The 18,053-nt window shown below is 60.0% G+C and carries 17 protein-coding genes; 11 read left to right on the top strand and 6 right to left on the bottom strand.

Annotated elements, in window-relative coordinates:
- Nucleotides 1-48: 48 nt before the first annotated feature.
- The gene (locus ACA064_RS12655) at nt 49-669 is read right to left on the bottom strand and encodes a TetR/AcrR family transcriptional regulator (protein WP_497673647.1); all 621 of its coding nucleotides are present in this window, start codon (nt 667-669) and stop codon (nt 49-51) included.
- 163 nt (nt 670-832) lie between these two features.
- Here ACA064_RS12655 and copC point away from each other — a divergent pair, with 163 nt between their 5' ends.
- The gene (gene copC, locus ACA064_RS12650) at nt 833-1,198 is read left to right on the top strand and encodes a copper homeostasis periplasmic binding protein CopC (protein ID WP_497673646.1); all 366 of its coding nucleotides are present in this window, start codon (nt 833-835) and stop codon (nt 1,196-1,198) included.
- A gap of 3 nt (nt 1,199-1,201) precedes the next feature.
- Nucleotides 1,202-2,074 (top strand): copper homeostasis membrane protein CopD, encoded by an 873-nt coding sequence (copD, locus tag ACA064_RS12645; protein WP_497673645.1) that lies wholly within the window; start codon nt 1,202-1,204, stop codon nt 2,072-2,074.
- 142 nt (nt 2,075-2,216) lie between these two features.
- On the opposite strand, the gene ACA064_RS12640 is transcribed toward copD, so the two are convergent.
- The 3 genes from ACA064_RS12640 to ACA064_RS12630 all read right to left on the bottom strand — a co-directional run bounded on the left by ACA064_RS12640 (nt 2,217) and on the right by ACA064_RS12630 (nt 5,209).
- A complete protein-coding gene (locus tag ACA064_RS12640; RefSeq protein WP_497673644.1) occupies nt 2,217-3,125 on the bottom strand; it encodes a helix-turn-helix domain-containing protein in 909 nt (302 codons plus the stop codon).
- 25 nt (nt 3,126-3,150) lie between these two features.
- On the bottom strand, nt 3,151-4,197 hold the full coding sequence (locus tag ACA064_RS12635; protein ID WP_497673643.1) for an NAD(P)-dependent alcohol dehydrogenase: 1,047 nt from the start codon (nt 4,195-4,197) through the stop codon (nt 3,151-3,153).
- A gap of 211 nt (nt 4,198-4,408) precedes the next feature.
- Complete coding sequence (locus tag ACA064_RS12630; RefSeq protein WP_497673642.1) at nt 4,409-5,209, bottom strand: sulfite exporter TauE/SafE family protein; 801 nt, start codon at nt 5,207-5,209, stop codon at nt 4,409-4,411.
- 165 nt (nt 5,210-5,374) lie between these two features.
- Here ACA064_RS12630 and ACA064_RS12625 point away from each other — a divergent pair, with 165 nt between their 5' ends.
- On the top strand, nt 5,375-6,238 hold the full coding sequence (locus tag ACA064_RS12625; protein ID WP_497673641.1) for an MBL fold metallo-hydrolase: 864 nt from the start codon (nt 5,375-5,377) through the stop codon (nt 6,236-6,238).
- Between the two features lie 5 nt (nt 6,239-6,243).
- On the opposite strand, the gene ACA064_RS12620 is transcribed toward ACA064_RS12625, so the two are convergent.
- Together ACA064_RS12620 and bkdR are read right to left on the bottom strand one after the other, a co-directional pair.
- Entirely contained in the window at nt 6,244-7,752 is a 1,509-nt protein-coding gene (locus tag ACA064_RS12620; RefSeq protein WP_497673640.1) for a metallophosphoesterase, read from the bottom strand.
- Nucleotides 7,753-8,000: 248 nt separating this feature from the next.
- Nucleotides 8,001-8,489, bottom strand: a complete 489-nt coding sequence (bkdR, locus tag ACA064_RS12615; RefSeq protein WP_018929722.1) for a Bkd operon transcriptional regulator BkdR — start codon at nt 8,487-8,489, stop codon at nt 8,001-8,003.
- Nucleotides 8,490-8,683: 194 nt separating this feature from the next.
- On the opposite strand from bkdR, the gene ACA064_RS12610 reads away from it, so the two are divergent.
- The 8 genes from ACA064_RS12610 to napA all read left to right on the top strand — a co-directional run bounded on the left by ACA064_RS12610 (nt 8,684) and on the right by napA (nt 18,043).
- On the top strand, nt 8,684-9,919 hold the full coding sequence (locus tag ACA064_RS12610) for a 3-methyl-2-oxobutanoate dehydrogenase (2-methylpropanoyl-transferring) subunit alpha (protein WP_497673639.1): 1,236 nt from the start codon (nt 8,684-8,686) through the stop codon (nt 9,917-9,919).
- A gap of 1 nt (nt 9,920) precedes the next feature.
- Nucleotides 9,921-10,979, top strand: coding sequence for an alpha-ketoacid dehydrogenase subunit beta (locus tag ACA064_RS12605; protein WP_497673638.1), 1,059 nt, complete (start codon nt 9,921-9,923; stop codon nt 10,977-10,979).
- Nucleotides 10,980-12,263: a dihydrolipoamide acetyltransferase family protein gene (locus ACA064_RS12600; RefSeq protein ID WP_497673637.1), complete on the top strand. Its 1,284-nt coding sequence runs from the start codon at nt 10,980-10,982 to the stop codon at nt 12,261-12,263.
- Between the two features lie 18 nt (nt 12,264-12,281).
- Nucleotides 12,282-13,667, top strand: coding sequence for a dihydrolipoyl dehydrogenase (gene lpdA, locus ACA064_RS12595; protein ID WP_497673636.1), 1,386 nt, complete (start codon nt 12,282-12,284; stop codon nt 13,665-13,667).
- Between the two features lie 208 nt (nt 13,668-13,875).
- On the top strand, nt 13,876-14,895 hold the full coding sequence (locus tag ACA064_RS12590) for a branched-chain amino acid aminotransferase (RefSeq protein WP_497673635.1): 1,020 nt from the start codon (nt 13,876-13,878) through the stop codon (nt 14,893-14,895).
- A gap of 178 nt (nt 14,896-15,073) precedes the next feature.
- Entirely contained in the window at nt 15,074-15,247 is a 174-nt protein-coding gene (locus ACA064_RS12585; RefSeq protein ID WP_497673634.1) for a periplasmic nitrate reductase, NapE protein, read from the top strand.
- 34 nt (nt 15,248-15,281) lie between these two features.
- The gene (locus tag ACA064_RS12580) at nt 15,282-15,542 is read left to right on the top strand and encodes a chaperone NapD (RefSeq protein WP_150640940.1); all 261 of its coding nucleotides are present in this window, start codon (nt 15,282-15,284) and stop codon (nt 15,540-15,542) included.
- A complete protein-coding gene (gene napA / locus ACA064_RS12575; protein ID WP_497673633.1) occupies nt 15,539-18,043 on the top strand; it encodes a nitrate reductase catalytic subunit NapA in 2,505 nt (834 codons plus the stop codon). Before ACA064_RS12580 ends, napA begins: the two co-directional genes overlap by 4 nt.
- Nucleotides 18,044-18,053: the final 10 nt, after the last annotated feature.

Below are 18,053 nucleotides of genomic sequence, written 5' to 3'. Positions count from 1 at the left end.
GTGGGAGCGAGCTTGCTCGCGATGGGGCCCTCAGCCACACCACACCCCTCAAGGCTCCAACCCGATCCCCCGAAGAATCACACTGGTCACCGTCTGCACCGCCCGTTCGAACTGCATGTCCGACAGTGGCTGGTGATCATTGAGGATCATCACCTGGTGATCGAAGTCGGCGTAATGCTGGGTCGAGGCCCAGATCATGTACAGCAGGCTCGAGGGCTCCACCGCGAGGATGCGTTTGTCTTCCACCCACTGACGAATCTTCGCTTCCTTCATCTTCGCCCAGTCGTACAGGCTGGCATCCAGTGCCTCGCCCAGGGTCGGTGCACCGTGGATGATTTCATTGGCCCAGACTTTCGAGCCATAAGGCCGGCTGCGGGAATGGTTCATCTTGGCGCGGATATAGCTGCTGAGCACCACCCGCGGATCATCGAACATCTCGAAGCACAGTGCGTCCTGCTTCCAGACTTCCAGCAAGTCGAACAACACCGCGCTGTACAACTCGCTTTTGGTGCTGAAGTAGTAGTGCAGGTTGGAGCGCGGCAATTGCACTTCCCTGGCAATATCCGCCATCGCCGTGCTGCCATAGCCCTTCTCGGCGAAGATTTTTTCCGCCGCCAGCAGAATTTTCTCGACGTTACTGCGACGAATCTCGATCTTGTGATTGCCCATGAGGGCTCCCTGGCTACAGCGTTGATCAAGACTAGCATCCGCTCTAGCTCGGGGCGACAGGCGAAAACGAAACTTCGTACGTGAAAAGCCCAAGAGGCGTTTCGCTCCTCTGGCGCTTCATGTTCTATTAACGTTCCCGTTGCACTCATTGAAGGTGCCTACGATGATTATCAAAAAATTCCTGACCAGCGCAGCCTTGCTGAGCTCGCTGCTCGCTGCCTCTTCGGTGTTCGCCCACGCCCATCTGGAAAGCGCGACACCGGCCGCCGAGGGCACCGCTGTTGCGCCCAAGGAATTGCGCCTGATGTTCTCCGAAGGGGTTGAAGCGAGCTTCACCAAAGTCAGTCTGAGCAAGAATGGCGCTGAAGTGCCGATCAAAAGCATCGCCACCGAAGCCGCCGACAAAAAGACCCTGATCGTGACCCCGGCAGAACCACTGGCAGCCGGTGAGTACAAGGTCGAGTGGCATGCGGTATCGGTCGACACCCACAAAAGCGAAGGTAAATACAGCTTCAAGGTCGGCCAATAACCCATGTCGAACATGCTGGTGCTGTGCCGTTTCCTGCATTTCGCTGTGGTGTTGATGCTGTTTGGCGCCTGGGTCTTGCGGCCCTTGCTGTTGGATCGGGCGCCGCTTACCGATGCGCTCTCAACTCTGGATCGACGCCTCGCCAGCGTGACAAAGCTACTCGCCTCGTTGGCCCTGGTCAGCGGGCTCTGTTGGCTGCTGCTGATCACCGCCAGCATGGCCGGGTCATGGCCGGCGGCGCTTGACCTGCCGACCGTGCAATTAGTCCTGAGCAAGACCTTTTTCGGACAGGTCTGGAGCTGGCACCTGCTGTTCAATCTGTTGCTGGTCGTGTGCCTGATGACCCGATTGCACACCTCATTTACCTTACGCTTGGTTCTCACAACCCTGCTGCTGGCCACACTGGCGCCAGTCGGCCACGGCGCCATGCTCGACGGTCTCGACGGCCAGTTGTTGATCCTCAATCAGCTGATTCACCTGGCCTGCGTCGGCGCCTGGCTCGGCGGATTGATGTTGCTGGTATTGATCCTGCTACAACCGGCCGGCCAACCGATCGGCGTGATACTGCGACGCTTCAGCGGTATCGGTTATGGACTGGTGGCCGGTTTGCTAGTCAGCGGATTGATCAATGTCCGGGTACTCACCGGAGTCTTTTGGCCGACGCCATTGCTCTCCGGTTTTGCGCTGATCCTGCTGATCAAGGTCGCCCTCGTCGGCGCTATGTTGCTGCTGGCGCTGTTCAATTGGCTGCGGGTGAAAGACTGTGAACAGCGCCTGTCGACGCTGCGCTCCAGTGTGATCATCGAGTGGTTGCTGGGCGTTGCAGCTGTGGCCGCGGTTTCATTGCTGGGGACATTGCCGCCGATGGGTGGTTGAGTTAGGCAACGAAGATCAAAAGATCGCAGCCTGCGGCAGCTCCTACAGTGATACCAAGGGTGAATACGGTCGGCGTAGGAGCTGCCGCAGGCTGCGATCTTGGCGATCTCGCGTGCGCCAAAATTCTCTCGGCTTTCAACCATTAAACCTGCGGATGACGGGGCCCACGTTCCTGGCGCTTGCGATATTCGGACGGTGTCTCGGCCATTTCATGGCGAAAGTGCCGATTGAAGTTCGACAGGTTGGCGTAGCCCACTTCGAAACAAATGTCCGAGACCGACAGCCGGCTTTGCAGCAACAGGCGGCAGGCGCGCTGGACTCGCAGCTTGCGAGTCAGGTCGACGAAGGTGTGTCCGGTGGTGCGTTTGAAGAACCGTGAAAAGGCCGGCTCGCTCATCTCCAATTGGCGGGCGATCACCGACATGCGCAGCTCTTCGTGCAGATCCTTGAGGATGTAATCGAAGACCTGGACCATGCGTTCGGAGGTCAGGCTGTCGAGCATCGGCGCGTATTGCTGACTGGCCAGGCTCCGGCTCTCCCCGGCTCCCGCTTCGTTGAGGGTTTGCAGCAGCGAGACAAACAGCGCAAGGCGCTTCAGCCCGCTACTTTGGCCAATCTCTTCGAGCAGCTCAGCGGCCTGCCGCCGGGTCGCGCCGCTGAATTCGATGCCCTGCCGCGCCCGACTGAACAAGCCTTGCAACTCATCCAGTTCCGGCAGGGTCTCGCGCAGTTTCAACAAACTTTCGCCATCGAACTGCAGCACCACATCGCGCCCGACAATCTGTTCGCCGGGCGCCAGGTCGCCGATCCAGTCATGGGGCAGCCCCGGCCCGATCAACGCCAGATGCCCAGGGCCGAAGTGGCCGATGTAGTCCCCGGCGAACAACCGGCCGCTGCCATGGCGAATCAAATGGATCTCGAACTGCGGATGATGATTCCAGCGCGCCAAGGGGTACGGGTAGTCATGCTCGTACCAGCGAAAACTGTGCTGTGGCTCGGTGAAGATCACTTCAAGTTCGGAGGGCTTTTCCGCTGTTTTCTTGTTGTTCATCACCCAGGGGTTCCGTTCTGACAGGTCAACTCAAGGTCGGGTCGAAGCTGATTTGCAACTTTACATCCCCCGGCAAGGCACTGGCTGCCCGCTCGAAGGCTTCGACGCCGCGGGCAAAGGGAAAGGTCGCAGAGACCAGCGGTTTCAGATCGACCTTGCCGCTGGCGATCAGGTTTACCGCCCGTTGATAGACATTGGCATACCGGAACACGGTTTCGATACGGATTTCCTTGGCCTGGGCAGCCACCACGTCAAACGCCACCGGTTCGACCGGCATGCCCACCAGCACCAGCGCGCCGCCAGGACAGACACTGGCCAGGGCATCGTCATAGGCGCGCGGGCTGCCGCTGGCCTCGAACACCACGTCGGCGCCCCAATTGTCGGTCAACTCGGCGACCCTGGCCGGCAATGGGGTTTCGCGGACGTTGATCGCAATAATGCCATCGTAACTCCGGGCGATCGCCAGTTTTTCTTCCATCAGATCCGATACCAGCACCTGGCTAGCCCCGGCTGCGAGCGCCGCCAGAGCGGTCATGATGCCGATAGTGCCAGCACCGATCACCACCGCCACATCGCCGGGTTTGATCCGCGCTTTCACCGCTGCCTGCATGCCGATGGCGAACGGTTCGACCAGCGCGCCTTCAGCAAAACTGACGTGAGCCGCAAGCTTGTAGGCAAAGGCTGCCGGATGAATCACTTCCGGCGTCAGGCAACCGTGCACCGGCGGCGTGGCCCAGAACACCACCGCCGGGTCGATGTTGTAGAGACCCAGGCGTGAGGCTTTCGAGGTGGGGTCGGGAATCCCCGGCTCCATGCACACCCGGTCCCCGACCACCAGATGCCGTACGCGGCTGCCGACCTCGATCACGGTTCCCGCCGCTTCATGCCCGAGCACCAGTGGCTGATCGACCACGAACGGACCGATTTTGCCATGGGTAAAGTAATGCACATCGCTGCCGCAGATGCCGACGGTGTGCACCCGAATTCGCACATCGTCCGGGCCCATGACCAACGGCAGATCGACATCGCGGATTGTCAGGGTGTGTTGTTTTTCCAGAACCAGGGCTTGCATGGTGAACCTCGCTTGTCGGAAGGCCGGTTCGATGCCGTCTCCCGCAGGTGAAAGACACCTGAACAGGTTCGGCTGGCCGTAACGCCAGAATCCCATTGGCGCGCAATGCCAGCTAGCGCGGTGGTTTCGTTGCAACGATGGTTTTTTGCAGGTGCATGGGGTTTGCACACAAAAACCTCATCAGCCCTTAGACTTTGCGCAGGCCCCGAGCTTATGCCTTGATCAGCATATAGCCCGCCACGACGATGCAAATGCTCGCGAACCCCACCTGCAACCCCCTGGCCGGCACACGCGATGAAAGCCGTCGGCCAAGCAGCATGCCGACGATGCTCGCGACGATGAACACCCCGCCAGTGGCGTCTATGGACACTCCGGCGTAGAACGCACCGATCACTCCTATCGCCGAAATCAGACTGATCACCATCAATGACGTGGCGACGATTCCGCGCATTTGCACATCGGTCAGTTGCTTGAAGGCCGGCACGATCAGAAAGCCGCCACCCACCCCGAGCAGCCCCGACACAACCCCGGTGACCGCGCCTAATGCGGCAAGAGTCGCCGAGCATTTCGCGGTCCAGGAAAGGCGCCCGGTCTGCTGATCGAGCATGCAGTTTTTCTGCCCCCAGGAAGCACTGCCATGATCACTCGGCCCGGCATCCCGGGATTCGCGACGCAGCATTCGCCACGCCACGATGACCATCAGCAGGCTGAACAGCACCATCAGGGTCTTTTCCGGCAAACGATGGGCGAAGTAGATCCCCACCGGCGAGAACAAGGCCCCGAGCAAGGCGATCAGCAACGCCGCGCGGTACCGCACCAGGCCGTGTCGCAGTCCATCGATGGCGCCGACTGCAGCGGCGCTACCCACCGCGAAGAGCGCCACCGGTGCCGCCTGGGTCATGCTCCAGCCCAATCCCAGCACCAGCGCCGGCACCGCGAGAATGCCGCCGCCGGCACCGGTCAAGCCGAGGACCAGGCCCATCACCACACCAAAAAATGTTGCCAGCAGCATAAAACGCTCTTGATCCACTTTAAAAAAAACGGGAAGAACCCGGCCATCGAATGGCGCCACGATACAACCCACAACAGTTTGCATCATTTAAAATCACATCCAGACTAGTCAGTGTGCGGATAAAGTACGTAACCTCTGGACGTATTCCGAATGGATCTGCCCCCCATGTCAGCGTTGATTCAAGCCTTCCTGGACGAAGCATCATCGACCTATACCTACGTGATATTCGAGCGCGATGACGGGCTCTGCGCAATCGTCGACCCGGTGCTCGACTACGATCCCGTCTCAGGGCGCACCGCGACTATCCACGCGGATCGGGTGATCGCCTTCGTCCGCGAACACCGCTTACAGGTGCAGTGGCTGCTGGAAACCCACGCCCACGCCGATCACCTCTCCGCCGCACCCTATTTGCGCCAGGAACTGGGCGGCAAGATCGCCATTGGCGAGTCGATCAGCAAGGTTCAGGAGGTATTCAAGACCCTGTTCAACCTTGAGCCGGAATTTTCCGTCGACGGCTCGCAATTCGACCACCTGTTCGCGCCGGACGAAGAGTTCGCCATCGGCAACCTCAAGGCCAAGGCGTTGCATGTGCCTGGGCACACCCCGGCGGACATGGCGTACCTGATCGAAGACCAGTTGATTCTGGTGGGCGATACGCTGTTCCTGCCCGATGTCGGCACTGCCCGCTGCGACTTCCCCGGCGGCAATGCGGACCAGTTGTTCACTTCGATACGCAAACTGCTCGCCTTACCCGCCGAGACCCGCCTCTACGTCTGCCACGACTACCCGCCCGCTGGCCGCGAGCCGCAATGCCTGAGCAGCGTCGGCGAACAGCGCAAAAGCAATATCCATGTGCATGATGGCGTCGAGCAGGCTGCGTTCGTCGCCATGCGCAACCAGCGCGACGCCGGGCGGGCTATGCCAACGCTGTTGCTGCCGGCGATTCAGGTCAACGTGCGCGCAGGAAATCTGCCGCCGGCCGAGGACAACGGGGTGGTTTATCTGAAGATTCCGATCAATCGGTTGTGAGGGGTTCACCGGCAGTCGGCAATGCCCGGCGCTCTGAAGCGCCCGCCTCCGGACTCCGACATTTCCCAAAGCCATAGCTCAGCCACCGGGCGTAAGGTACCCGGCCTGACGAACACCGCCGAATAACAGGCTGTGAGATCTTCCGGCCGTAGCTCGCGCAGTGCTTGTGCAGGGCTCATGGTTCTGGCAGCGGCCAACTGCAAAAATGCCTCCTCATCGACCAACCGTTGAAAGGCGCCGGTATTCACCACCGTCACGCTATGGGTGTTGCTCAACGGGACCTTCCACCTGGACTCCCAGCGATGGGTATGCCCATAAACAAACAAATCGAATGGTCCGAGGACCTTTTCGCGAGCTCTCAGGTGACTCTTGAAAATCGCGGTCCTGGGCACCAGCACGTCCACTACCAGTGCGGACAGCGCCGGGTTGCAGGGGTTGATTTTGCTATACACAACGGCATTGCGGCATAACATTTCCAGGTCTTCGACGGGCATGGTCTTGAGCAGCTCATTGAGCTCGCTGCGCAGTTCAGCGCCTTCCGGGTTGGTGTCTTTGAGCAGCTCCTTGAATGAGTCACCCTCCGGTAGCGAATAGCTGAACAGCCGGTACCCGACCTTCTCGGCTGCCGCGCGATTGAACGGCGGGACTTGCGTGCCCTTGGTCGACAACGCGCTGTATTTCTGGGCGGGAGTGGTTTCAAAAATGTTGAAGGCAATGAACCTGGCCAGGTCCTTGATGGTTCCACCCACGCCCCGCTCGCTCATTCGATAACGTGCGCCGGCGGTTTCCGGGTTCAGGTTGTCGATGACCGGATAGTTCATCTCCTGTTCATTGAACAACTGCTGCACGAACCGTTCTCCCCAGGGACGAATCATCAGTTGAGTGCCATTGGAGTCGGTGGTGGTGACCTTCGGCCAATCGGCAAAGGCATTCACGTCACTGCCGATCTGATGCCCGTGTTCGGCCACGATCCGCTTGTCTTCGGAAACCCACAGGCCACTTTCGACGAAAAACACCCGTCCGTTCTGCGCCCCGAGACGTTCGATTAACGGCGCCCGGACGGCGGGAATAAGCAAGGCCGCATCATGGTTGCCGGGCACCAGATAGAGTCGATTGCTCCCGCGGGTGGAAAACTCCTGCAACGCCTGGAGATCGGCGTCATGGGCCTTGATGATTCGCCGGCTCAAGTCGACCAGCTCGGCTGCCGAACAGCCTGCGCCGGCTCCGCTTCCCTGGCAGTGAATGTCATTGGGCAACTGCCACAGTTCCAGGAAATCACCGACGATGATCAGGTCGACCTTGTCATGTCCCTCTCTGGAGATCGCGGTCAGAAAGCCTCTCAACGCCTGACTCCATCTGAAGTCCTCATAGGGATGCCAGCGCCCATCGGCAGTACGCCCCAGTCCGAAATGCAAATCACTGACGAATACGCCAAGGCGGTCTTGCGCATACCCTTCACACACGACAAACACACTTAAACATGCCAACAGAGCACTACAGAGGCGACGCTTCATTGCGGACCTCCGGTGTGCGGGTTCGACGCTGTACAGCGCCGGGAGCAACCTGTGCCAACCTGACCAGGAAGCTGCGCCCTTGCACTCGCAAACCTCCCTTTGGCCCATCACATCACCTCACGCTCGGCAACGCTTGTCGGCATGCGCAGCTGAGGACAACTGACTCTCTTATGCACCTTTATGAATAAAGCACCACGCCGGTGTTACTGCAAAACCCCGTGATGAATGGGGCTACCCCATCAATGGAACTACCCCGCCAGCGTCAAGCCATTGGCCGGCAACGGCAGCGCGGTCTTGTAGCGGACCTGCTTGAGCGCAAAGCTCGAACGGATATTGGCCACACCCGGAACCTTGGTCAGGAAATCCATCATGAATCGCTCCAAAGACTGGATGGTCGGCACCAGTACGCGGATCAGATAATCCGGGTCGCCGGCCATCAGGTAGCACTCCATCACTTCCGGTCGGTCGGAAATCGCTTCTTCGAAATGCTGCAGGGCTTCCTCGACCTGTTTCTCGAGGCTGACATGGATAAACACGTTGACGTGCAGCCCCAGCAAATCCGCGTCGAGCAGCGTGACTTGCTCGCGAATCAACCCCAGCTCCTCCATGGCCTTGACCCGGTTGAAGCAGGGAGTTGGCGATAGGTTGACCGAGCGTGCGAGGTCGGCGTTGGTGATGCGGGCATTCTCCTGGAGGCTGTTGAGAATGCCGATATCGGTACGATCCAGTTTGCGCATGAGACAAAACCACCTGTTTTTTGTGTTTATGCAGATTTTTTATCCTCAAATGACTTAAAGCGCAACGAAACAGAGAGAAATATTCTTCTTGGCGAGGCCTATGATTGTTGTAGGACAGGATTTCTTTTACCCAAAGAAAGATTGTCAGCTAGCGCGCCCACTACAAGAAATTCACAAGATCGAGCGTAGAAGCCATGAACCAACCGTACGAACCCCTGCGTCTGCACGTTCCTGAACCCTCCGGTCGTCCAGGCTGTAAAACCGACTTCTCCTACCTGCGTCTGACCGACGCCGGCACGGTGCGCAAACCCCCAATCGACGTTGAACCCGCCGACACGGCCGATCTGGCCAAGGGCCTGATTCGCGTGCTCGACGACCAGGGCAATGCCCTCGGTCCGTGGGCCGAAGGCGTGCCGGTGGAGATCCTGCGTAAAGGCATGCGCGCCATGCTCAAGACGCGGATTTTCGACAACCGCATGGTGGTCGCCCAGCGTCAGAAGAAAATGTCGTTCTATATGCAGAGCCTAGGCGAAGAAGCCATCGGCAGCGCCCAGGCCCTGGCCCTGAACATCGACGACATGTGCTTCCCCACCTACCGTCAGCAAAGCATTCTGATGGCGCGGGAAGTGCCGCTGGTGGACCTGATCTGCCAGTTGCTGTCCAACGAACGCGATCCGCTCAAGGGCCGCCAGCTGCCGATCATGTACTCGGTACGCGATCACGGCTTCTTCACCATTTCCGGCAACCTCGCCACCCAATTCGTACAGGGTGTGGGCTGGGGCATGGCCTCGGCGATCAAAGGCGACACCAAAATCGCCTCGGCCTGGATCGGCGACGGTGCCACCGCTGAATCGGACTTCCACACCGCCCTGACCTTCGCCCACGTTTACCGTGCGCCGGTGATCCTCAATGTGGTCAACAACCAATGGGCGATCTCCACGTTCCAGGCGATTGCCGGTGGTGAAGCTACTACTTTCGCCGGTCGTGGCGTCGGTTGCGGCATCGCTTCCCTGCGGGTCGATGGCAACGATTTCGTCGCGGTCTATGCCGCCTCTGCCTGGGCCGCCGAACGCGCCCGCCGCAACCTCGGTCCGACCATGCTCGAATGGGTCACTTACCGCGCCGGCCCGCACTCGACGTCCGATGATCCGTCCAAATACCGTCCTGCCGACGACTGGAGCCACTTCCCGCTGGGCGACCCGATTGCGCGCCTCAAGCAGCATTTGGTGAAAATCGGTCACTGGTCCGAAGAGGAACACACCGCCGTCAGCGCCGAACTGGAAGCCGAAGTCATCGCTGCGCAGAAAGAAGCCGAGCAGTACGGCACCCTCGCCGGTGGCCAGACGCCGAGCGCCGCGACGATGTTCGAAGACGTCTATAAAGAGATGCCGGAGCACTTGAAGCGCCAGCGTCAAGAGTTGGGGATCTGACATGAACGATCACAACAGCAATATTCAGTTGGAAACCGCCATGACCACCACCACCATGACCATGATCCAGGCGCTGCGCTCGGCCATGGATGTGATGCTTGAGCGTGACGACAACGTCGTGGTGTTCGGCCAGGACGTGGGCTACTTCGGCGGAGTGTTCCGTTGCACCGAAGGTCTGCAGAACAAGTACGGTACCTCCCGGGTGTTCGACGCGCCGATCTCCGAAAGCGGCATCGTCGGCGTTGCGGTGGGCATGGGCGCCTACGGTCTGCGGCCGGTGGCCGAGATTCAATTCGCCGATTACGTCTACCCGGCGTCGGACCAGATCATTTCCGAAGCCGCCCGTCTGCGCTATCGCTCGGCCGGCGAGTTCACCGCGCCGATGACCCTGCGCATGCCTTGCGGCGGCGGCATCTACGGCGGCCAGACCCACAGCCAGAGCATCGAGGCGATGTTCACCCAGGTCTGCGGTTTGCGCACGGTCATGCCGTCCAACCCTTACGACGCCAAAGGCTTGCTGATTGCCTCCATCGAAAACGATGACCCGGTGATCTTCCTCGAGCCGAAACGCCTGTACAACGGCCCGTTCGACGGCCACCACGACCGCCCGGTAACCCCGTGGTCGAAACACCCCGCCGCGCAAGTGCCGGACGGTTACTACACTGTGCCGCTGGACGTCGCCGCGATTGCCCGTCCGGGCAAGGACGTGACCATCCTCACCTATGGCACCACGGTCTATGTGTCGCAAGTCGCGGCTGAAGAAACCGGTGTCGATGCTGAAGTGATCGACCTGCGCAGCCTGTGGCCGCTGGACCTGGAAACCATCGTCAAGTCGGTGAAGAAAACCGGACGTTGCGTGATCGTTCACGAAGCGACCCGCACTTGCGGTTTCGGCGCCGAACTGGTCGCCCTGGTGCAAGAGCACTGCTTCCACTACCTGGAAGCGCCTATCGAACGCGTCACTGGTTGGGACACTCCCTATCCGCACGCGCAAGAGTGGGCGTATTTCCCTGGTCCGTCCCGTGTGGGCGCGGCTTTGAAACGGGTCATGGAGGTCTGAATGGGCACGCACGTTATTAAAATGCCGGACATTGGTGAAGGCATTGCAGAAGTTGAATTGTCGGTGTGGCACGTCAAGGTCGGCGACATGGTCGTCGAAGACCAGGTGTTGGCCGATGTGATGACCGACAAGGCGATGGTCGACATCCCTTCGCCGGTAAATGGCAAGGTCATCGCCCTCGGCGGTGTGCCGGGCGAAGTCATGGCGGTCGGCAGCATATTGATCAGCATTGAAGTCGAAGGCGCGGGCAACGTTAAAGAGTCGGCTCAGCCTGCGACCGTTGCCGTTAAAGAAGCGCCGGTTGCAGCGCCGAAAGTCGAAGCCGTTGTCGAAAGCAAACCGGTTGCGGCCCCGCGCCCAGCCGTTTGCCAGGGCCCGATGGTTGCTCGCGAGGCCGATGAGCGTCCGCTGGCCTCCCCGGCCGTGCGCAAACATGCGCTTGATCTCGGCATTCAATTGCGTCTGGTCCGTGGCACCGGCCCTGCCGGGCGGGTTCTGCACGAAGACCTCGACGCCTATCTAGCTCAGGGTCAGGCCCAGGGTCAGCAGCCGCAATCCACCGCTGCTGCCGCTTACGCCCAGCGTAACGACGAAGAGCAAATCCCGGTGATCGGCATGCGCCGCAAGATCGCCCAGCGCATGCAGGAAGCCACCCAGCGCGCCGCCCACTTCAGTTATGTCGAAGAAATCGACGTCACCGCGGTAGAAGAACTGCGCGCGCACTTGAACGAAAAACATGGCGCGACCCGCGGCAAGCTGACCTTGCTGCCGTTCCTGGTCCGCGCCCTGGTCGTGGCCCTGCGGGATTTCCCGCAGATCAACGCCCGCTACGACGACGAAGCCCAGGTCATCACCCGCCTCGGCGCGGTGCACGTGGGCGTCGCCACGCAAAGCAACATTGGCTTGATGGTGCCGGTGGTGCGTCACGCCGAAGCCCGCAGCCTGTGGGACAGCGCCGCGGAAATCTCCCGTTTGGCTACCGCTGCCCGTAATGGCAAGGCCAGCCGCGATGAGCTGTCCGGCTCGACCATCACCTTGACCAGCCTCGGCGCCCTGGGTGGCATCGTCAGCACCCCGGTGCTGAACCTGCCGGAAGTGGCAATCGTCGGCGTCAACAAGATCGTCGAACGGCCGATGGTGATCAAAGGCCAGATCGTGATCCGCAAGATGATGAACCTCTCCAGTTCCTTCGATCACCGGGTGGTCGATGGCATGGACGCGGCGCAATTCATCCAGGCCATTCGCGGGCTGCTCGAACAACCCGCCACGCTGTTTGTTGAATAGGCATTTGGGGAGCAAGGCATGCAACAGACTCTGAACACCAAGCTGCTGATCATCGGCGGCGGCCCTGGCGGTTATGTGGCGGCGATTCGCGCCGGGCAACTGGGCATTTCGACCATTCTGGTGGAAGGCCAGTCGTTGGGCGGCACCTGCCTGAACATCGGCTGCATTCCGTCCAAGGCGTTGATCCACGTCGCCGAACAGTTCCACCAGACGCAGCACCACAGCCAGCATTCGGCACTGGGCATCAGCGTTTCGGCGCCGACCCTCGACATCAGCAAGAGCGTCGAGTGGAAGGACGGCATCGTTGATCGCCTGACCACCGGTGTCGCCGCGCTGCTGAAAAAGAACAAAGTCCAGGTTATTCAAGGCTGGGCCAAGGTCATTGACGGCAAAACCGTTGAAGTCGGGGACACCCGTATCCAGTGCGAACACCTGCTGCTGGCCACCGGCTCGAAAAGCGTCAACCTGCCGATGCTGCCAATTGGCGGGCCGATCATTTCATCCACCGAAGCCCTGGCGCCTGTTTCCGTTCCAAAACGGCTGATCGTGGTCGGTGGCGGTTACATCGGGCTGGAGCTGGGGATTGCCTATCGCAAGCTCGGTGCCGACGTCAGCGTGGTCGAAGCCCAGGAGCGGATCCTGCCGGCCTACGATGCCGAACTGACGCAGCCTGTACACGATGAATTGAAAAAACTCGGCGTGAAGCTTTACTTGAAGCACAGCGTTGAAGGCTTTGATTCCAAAGAAAATACCCTGCAAGTTCGGGACCCGAACGGTGACACCCTGAACCTGAAAACCGATCAGGTGCTGGTGGCCGTCGGTCGCAAACCCAACACCCTGGGCTGGAACCTCGAAGCTCTGGGCCTGGATATGAACGGTTCGGCGATCAAGATCGACAACCGCTGCCAGACCAGCATGCGCAACGTGTATGCCATCGGCGACCTGAGCGGCGAACCGATGCTCGCCCACCGGGCCATGGCTCAGGGCGAAATGGTTGCCGAGCTGATCAGCGGTAAATCCCGCGAGTTCAGCCCGACTGCTATTGCTGCCGTGTGCTTCACCGACCCGGAACTGGTGGTAGTCGGCAAGACCCCGGACGAGGCCAAGGCTGCCGGTTGGGACTGCATTGTTTCCAGCTTCCCGTTCGCGGCCAATGGCCGGGCGATGACCCTGGAGTCGAAAAGCGGCTTTGTGCGGGTCGTTGCGCGGCGTGACAATCATGTGATTGTTGGCTGGCAAGCGGTCGGTGTGGGCGTTTCGGAGTTGTCGACTGCGTTCGGCCAGAGCCTGGAAATGGGCGCTCGGCTGGAAGACATCGCCGGCACCATCCATGCGCACCCGACTTTGGGCGAAGCTGTCCAGGAAGCGGCGTTGCGTGCCTTGGGGCATGCGCTTCATCTGTAAACATCAAAAGATCGCAGCCTTCGGCAGCTCCTACACAGAGCGGATTCACGCCGAACCGCAGGCTGCGATCTTTTCAAGGCGGCCAGATTGAATTCTGTGCGCTTAGCGGGCTGCGATTTAGCCCCAGAATGAAGTATTGTTGTACCCATCCAGAAAAACGTCAGAAGCCTTGAACCGTTGCGACGGTTGTTAAGCGATAGAGGGTGTCATGGGTAACGAAAGCATTAATTGGGACAAGCTGGGTTTTGACTACATCAAGACAGACAAGCGCTATCTGTCGCACTGGCGCGATGGCGTCTGGGACAAAGGCACCCTGACCGGAGACAATGTGCTGCACATCAGCGAAGGTTCCACTGCCCTTCACTATGGCCAGCAATGCTTCGAAGGGCTGAAGGCCTATCGCTGCAAGGACGGTTCGATCAACCTGTTCCGCCCTGACCAGAACGCCGCGCGCATGCAGCGCAGCTGCAGCCGTCTGCTGATGCCGCACGTGCCGACCGAAGACTTCATCGAAGCCTGCAAGCAAGTCGTGCGCGCCAACGAGCGCTTCATTCCGCCTTACGGCACCGGCGGCGCGTTGTACCTGCGCCCGTTCGTGATCGGCGTGGGCGACAACATCGGCGTGCGCACCGCGCCCGAGTTCCTCTTCTCGATCTTCTGCATCCCGGTCGGCGCCTACTTCAAGGGTGGCCTGACCCCGCACAAGTTCCTGATCTCCAGCTACGACCGCGCCGCGCCGCAAGGCACCGGTGCGGCCAAGGTCGGTGGCAACTACGCCGCCAGCCTGATGCCCGGCTCCCAAGCCAAGAAGGCGCACTACGCCGACTGCATCTATCTGGATCCGATGACTCACACGAAAATCGAGGAAGTCGGCTCGGCCAACTTCTTCGGTATCACCCACGACAACAAGTTCGTCACGCCGAATTCCCCTTCGGTGTTGCCGGGCATCACCCGCCTGTCCCTGATCGAGCTGGCCAAATCGCGCCTGGGCCTGGAAGTGGTCGAAGGCGACGTGTTCATCGACAAACTGTCCGACTTCAAGGAAGCCGGCGCCTGCGGGACTGCCGCAGTGATCACCCCGATCGGCGGCATCAGCTATAACGACAAGCTGCACGTGTTCCACAGCGAAACCGAAGTCGGCCCGATCACCCAGAAGCTCTACACAGAGCTGACTGGCGTGCAAACCGGCGATATCGAAGCGCCAGCAGGCTGGATCGTCAAGATCTGATCTGACGGGGCCTTGCCCCAAGCGGCACTCAGCCCACCCATCGCTTCGGCGGTCGGTGGGCTTTTTGTTGCACTGCAATCTGCGCCCCGCGACCGTTAGTCGCTCTCGCGAGTGATGCTGACGGTCCCTGCACGAACATCATCTAGTCTCAGAGCAACACTCAGCTGGAGCTTGACCGATGTCGTTAGCTGATGAGCGTGTGCCCAATTCCGACCGAGGCAAGGAAACCCGGCTGTTCCTCTTCCTCGTTGCCTGCCTGTTTCCCATGCTCTCCATCGCTCTGGTCGGTGGTTACGGCTTCTTCATCTGGTTCATTCAAATGATCTTCGGTCCACCCGGGCCACCCAACTGATAGCACCTTGTTTGAGTCTATCGGGAGCACGGACATGGATAAACCTCTGCATATTGCCAGCCTGGTGGTGCTTGCCCGTCCCGAACTGTTCGAGGCGGTGAAAGCCAACTTGCGCCTGTTGAAAGGTCTTGAACTGCACCAGGAAAGTCCTGCCGGCAAGTTGGTGGTGGTGCTCGAAGCCGAAGATGAAAGCCAGATCCTCGATTGCATCCAACAGATTGGCAATCTGCCGGGGGTGCTCAATGCCGCGTTGATCTACCACGAAGTTCTCGAAGACACTGGAGAGGTCGTATGAGCATGACTCGCCGGGAGTTCGTCAAGGCTCAGGCCGCCGCTATCGCCGCCGCCGCGGCCGGTCTGCCGATTGTCACTTCCTCCAGCAACCTGATCACCGACGCCGAGATGGTTACCCTGGACTGGAACAAGGCGCCCTGTCGTTTTTGCGGTACCGGTTGCAGCGTGATGGTGGCCACCAAGAATAACCGCGTGGTCGCCACCCACGGCGACGTCAAGGCCGAGGTCAACCGCGGGCTGAACTGCGTCAAGGGCTACTTCCTGTCAAAAATCATGTACGGCGTCGACCGTCTGACCCAGCCGCTGCTGCGCATGAAAGAGGGGCAGTTCGACAAGCAAGGCGAATTCCAGCCGATCAGTTGGGATCAGGCCTTCGATATCATGGAGTTGAAATTCAAGGCGGCGCTCAAGGCCAAAGGCCCCGAATCGGTGGGCATGTTCGGCTCCGGACAATGGACGGTGTGGGAAGGCTACGCCGCCAACAAACTGATGAAAGCCGGTTTGCGCAGCAACAACATCGACCCTAACGCGCGCCACTGCATGGCCTCGGCGGTGATGGGCTTCATGCGCACCTTCGGCATGGACGAACCGATGGGCTGCTACGACGACATCGAGGCGACCGACACCTTCGTGCTATGGGGCTCGAACATGGCCGAGATGCACCCGGTGCTCTGGAGCCGGGTCACCGATCGCCGGTTGAGCCAGGCGAATGTCAAAGTGGTGGTACTGTCGACCTTCGAGCATCGCAGCTTCGAGCTGGCCGATATTCCGATGGTGTTCAAGCCGCAAACCGACCTGCTGATCCTCAACTACATCGCCAACCACATCATCGAAAGCGGCTCGGTAAACCAGAGTTTCGTCAGCAAGCACACCCGCTTCGCCAAGGGCACTGATGATATCGGCTACGGCCTGCGCCCTGACGATCCGCGGGAAATGAAGGCAAAAAATGCTGCCAAGGCCAACACCTGGACCGATATTTCCTTCGAACAGTTCGCCGATTTCGTCAAGCCTTACACCCTGGAACGCACAGCCAAGGAAACCGGAGTTTCCACCGAGCGCCTCAAGGCCCTGGCAGAGCTGTATGCCGATCCCAAGCGCAAGGTGGTGTCGTTCTGGACCATGGGCTTCAACCAGCACACCCGCGGTGTCTGGGCCAACAACCTTATCTACAATATCCACCTGCTCACGGGCAAGATCAGCGAGCCGGGCAACAGCCCCTTCTCCCTGACCGGCCAGCCCTCGGCGTGCGGTACTGCACGCGAGGTCGGGACCTTCTCCAACCGGCTACCCGCCGATCTGGTGGTGACCAATCCCAAGCACCGCGCCACGGCGGAAAAAATCTGGAAGCTGCCGGCCGGGACCATCCAGGAGAAGGTGGGTTTTCACGCCGTGGAGCAGAGTCGCATGCTCAAGGATGGCGTGCTCAACGTCTACTGGGCGATGTCCAGCAACAACATGCAGGCCGGACCGAACATCATGCAGGAGGTCCTGCCGGGGTGGCGTAATCCGGAAAATTTCGTAATCGTCTCGGATGTCTATCCCACCGTCTCCGCCCAGGCCGCGGACCTGATTCTGCCCAGCGCCATGTGGGTCGAAAAGGAAGGCGCCTTTGGCAATGCCGAACGGCGCACCCAGTTCTGGCACCAGCTGGTCAGTGCGCCAGGCGACGCCAAATCCGATCTGTGGCAACTGCTGGAATTCTCCAAACGCTTTACCGCCGAAGAAGCCTGGCCCGCCGAGTTGCTTGCCAAGGCACCCGAATACAAGGGCAAAACCCTGTTCGAGGTGCTGTACAAGAATGGCCAGGTCGACCAGTTCCCGCTTGAGCAACTGGAAGCCGGATACAAGAACGATGAAGCCAAGGTTTACGGTTTCTACCTGCAAAAAGGTCTGTTCGAGGAATACGCCCAGTTCGGTCGGGGTCACGGCCATGACCTCGCCGAGTTTGACCGCTACCACAGCGAGCGCGGGTTGCGCTGGCCGGTAGTGGATGGCAAGGAAACCCGCTGGCGTTACCGCGAGGGTTATGACCCTTACGTGGAAAAAGGCAGCGAAGTGCAGTTCTACGGCTACCCGGACAAGAAGGCGATTATTTTCGCCCTGCCCTACGAGCCGCCAGCCGAGATGCCGGATGCCGATTATCCGTTCTGGCTGAGCACCGGTCGGGTGCTGGAGCATTGGCATACAGGGAGCATGACCCAGCGCGTCGAGGAACTGTACAGGGCCGTGCCGGATGCGCTGGTCTACATGCATCCGGAGGATGCCAAGGCAATGAATGCGCGCCGTGGCAGTGAAGTAAAAGTGATCAGCCGACGCGGTGAAATGCGTGCTCGCATCGAAACCCGCGGGCGCAACAAACCGCCGCGTGGCCTGGTGTTCGTGCCGTTCTTCGACGCCAACAAGCTGATCAATAAGGTCACGCTGGATGCCACCGACCCGATCTCCAAGCAGACCGACTACAAGAAGTGTGCGGTGAGGATCGAGCTGATCAGCGCGGCCTGAGGAGAGTCTT

The sequence above is a fragment of the Pseudomonas sp. LBUM1658 genome, from assembly GCF_059716055.1.
The sequence above is the reverse complement of the archived record's forward strand: the minus strand, read 5'-3'. Positions and strand labels throughout refer to the sequence as shown.

Bases quoted from the DNA above. Each gene is read 5' to 3' on its own strand.
- ACA064_RS12630 (WP_497673642.1), bottom strand. From the start codon at position 5,209: ATGCTGCTGGCAACATTTTTTGGTGTGGTGATGGGCCTGGTCCTCGGC.
- ACA064_RS12635 (WP_497673643.1), bottom strand. From the start codon at position 4,197: ATGCAAGCCCTGGTTCTGGAAAAACAACACACCCTGACAATCCGCGAT.
- ACA064_RS12605 (WP_497673638.1), top strand. From the start codon at position 9,921: ATGAACGATCACAACAGCAATATTCAGTTGGAAACCGCCATGACCACC.
- ACA064_RS12580 (WP_150640940.1), top strand. From the start codon at position 15,282: ATGGATAAACCTCTGCATATTGCCAGCCTGGTGGTGCTTGCCCGTCCC.
- ACA064_RS12655 (WP_497673647.1), bottom strand. From the start codon at position 669: ATGGGCAATCACAAGATCGAGATTCGTCGCAGTAACGTCGAGAAAATT.
- napA (WP_497673633.1), top strand. From the start codon at position 15,539: ATGAGCATGACTCGCCGGGAGTTCGTCAAGGCTCAGGCCGCCGCTATC.
- ACA064_RS12610 (WP_497673639.1), top strand. From the start codon at position 8,684: ATGAACCAACCGTACGAACCCCTGCGTCTGCACGTTCCTGAACCCTCC.
- ACA064_RS12590 (WP_497673635.1), top strand. From the start codon at position 13,876: ATGGGTAACGAAAGCATTAATTGGGACAAGCTGGGTTTTGACTACATC.
- ACA064_RS12625 (WP_497673641.1), top strand. From the start codon at position 5,375: ATGTCAGCGTTGATTCAAGCCTTCCTGGACGAAGCATCATCGACCTAT.
- ACA064_RS12600 (WP_497673637.1), top strand. From the start codon at position 10,980: ATGGGCACGCACGTTATTAAAATGCCGGACATTGGTGAAGGCATTGCA.
- ACA064_RS12640 (WP_497673644.1), bottom strand. From the start codon at position 3,125: ATGAACAACAAGAAAACAGCGGAAAAGCCCTCCGAACTTGAAGTGATC.
- copC (WP_497673646.1), top strand. From the start codon at position 833: ATGATTATCAAAAAATTCCTGACCAGCGCAGCCTTGCTGAGCTCGCTG.
- copD (WP_497673645.1), top strand. From the start codon at position 1,202: ATGTCGAACATGCTGGTGCTGTGCCGTTTCCTGCATTTCGCTGTGGTG.
- ACA064_RS12620 (WP_497673640.1), bottom strand. From the start codon at position 7,752: ATGAAGCGTCGCCTCTGTAGTGCTCTGTTGGCATGTTTAAGTGTGTTT.
- bkdR (WP_018929722.1), bottom strand. From the start codon at position 8,489: ATGCGCAAACTGGATCGTACCGATATCGGCATTCTCAACAGCCTCCAG.
- lpdA (WP_497673636.1), top strand. From the start codon at position 12,282: ATGCAACAGACTCTGAACACCAAGCTGCTGATCATCGGCGGCGGCCCT.
- ACA064_RS12585 (WP_497673634.1), top strand. From the start codon at position 15,074: ATGTCGTTAGCTGATGAGCGTGTGCCCAATTCCGACCGAGGCAAGGAA.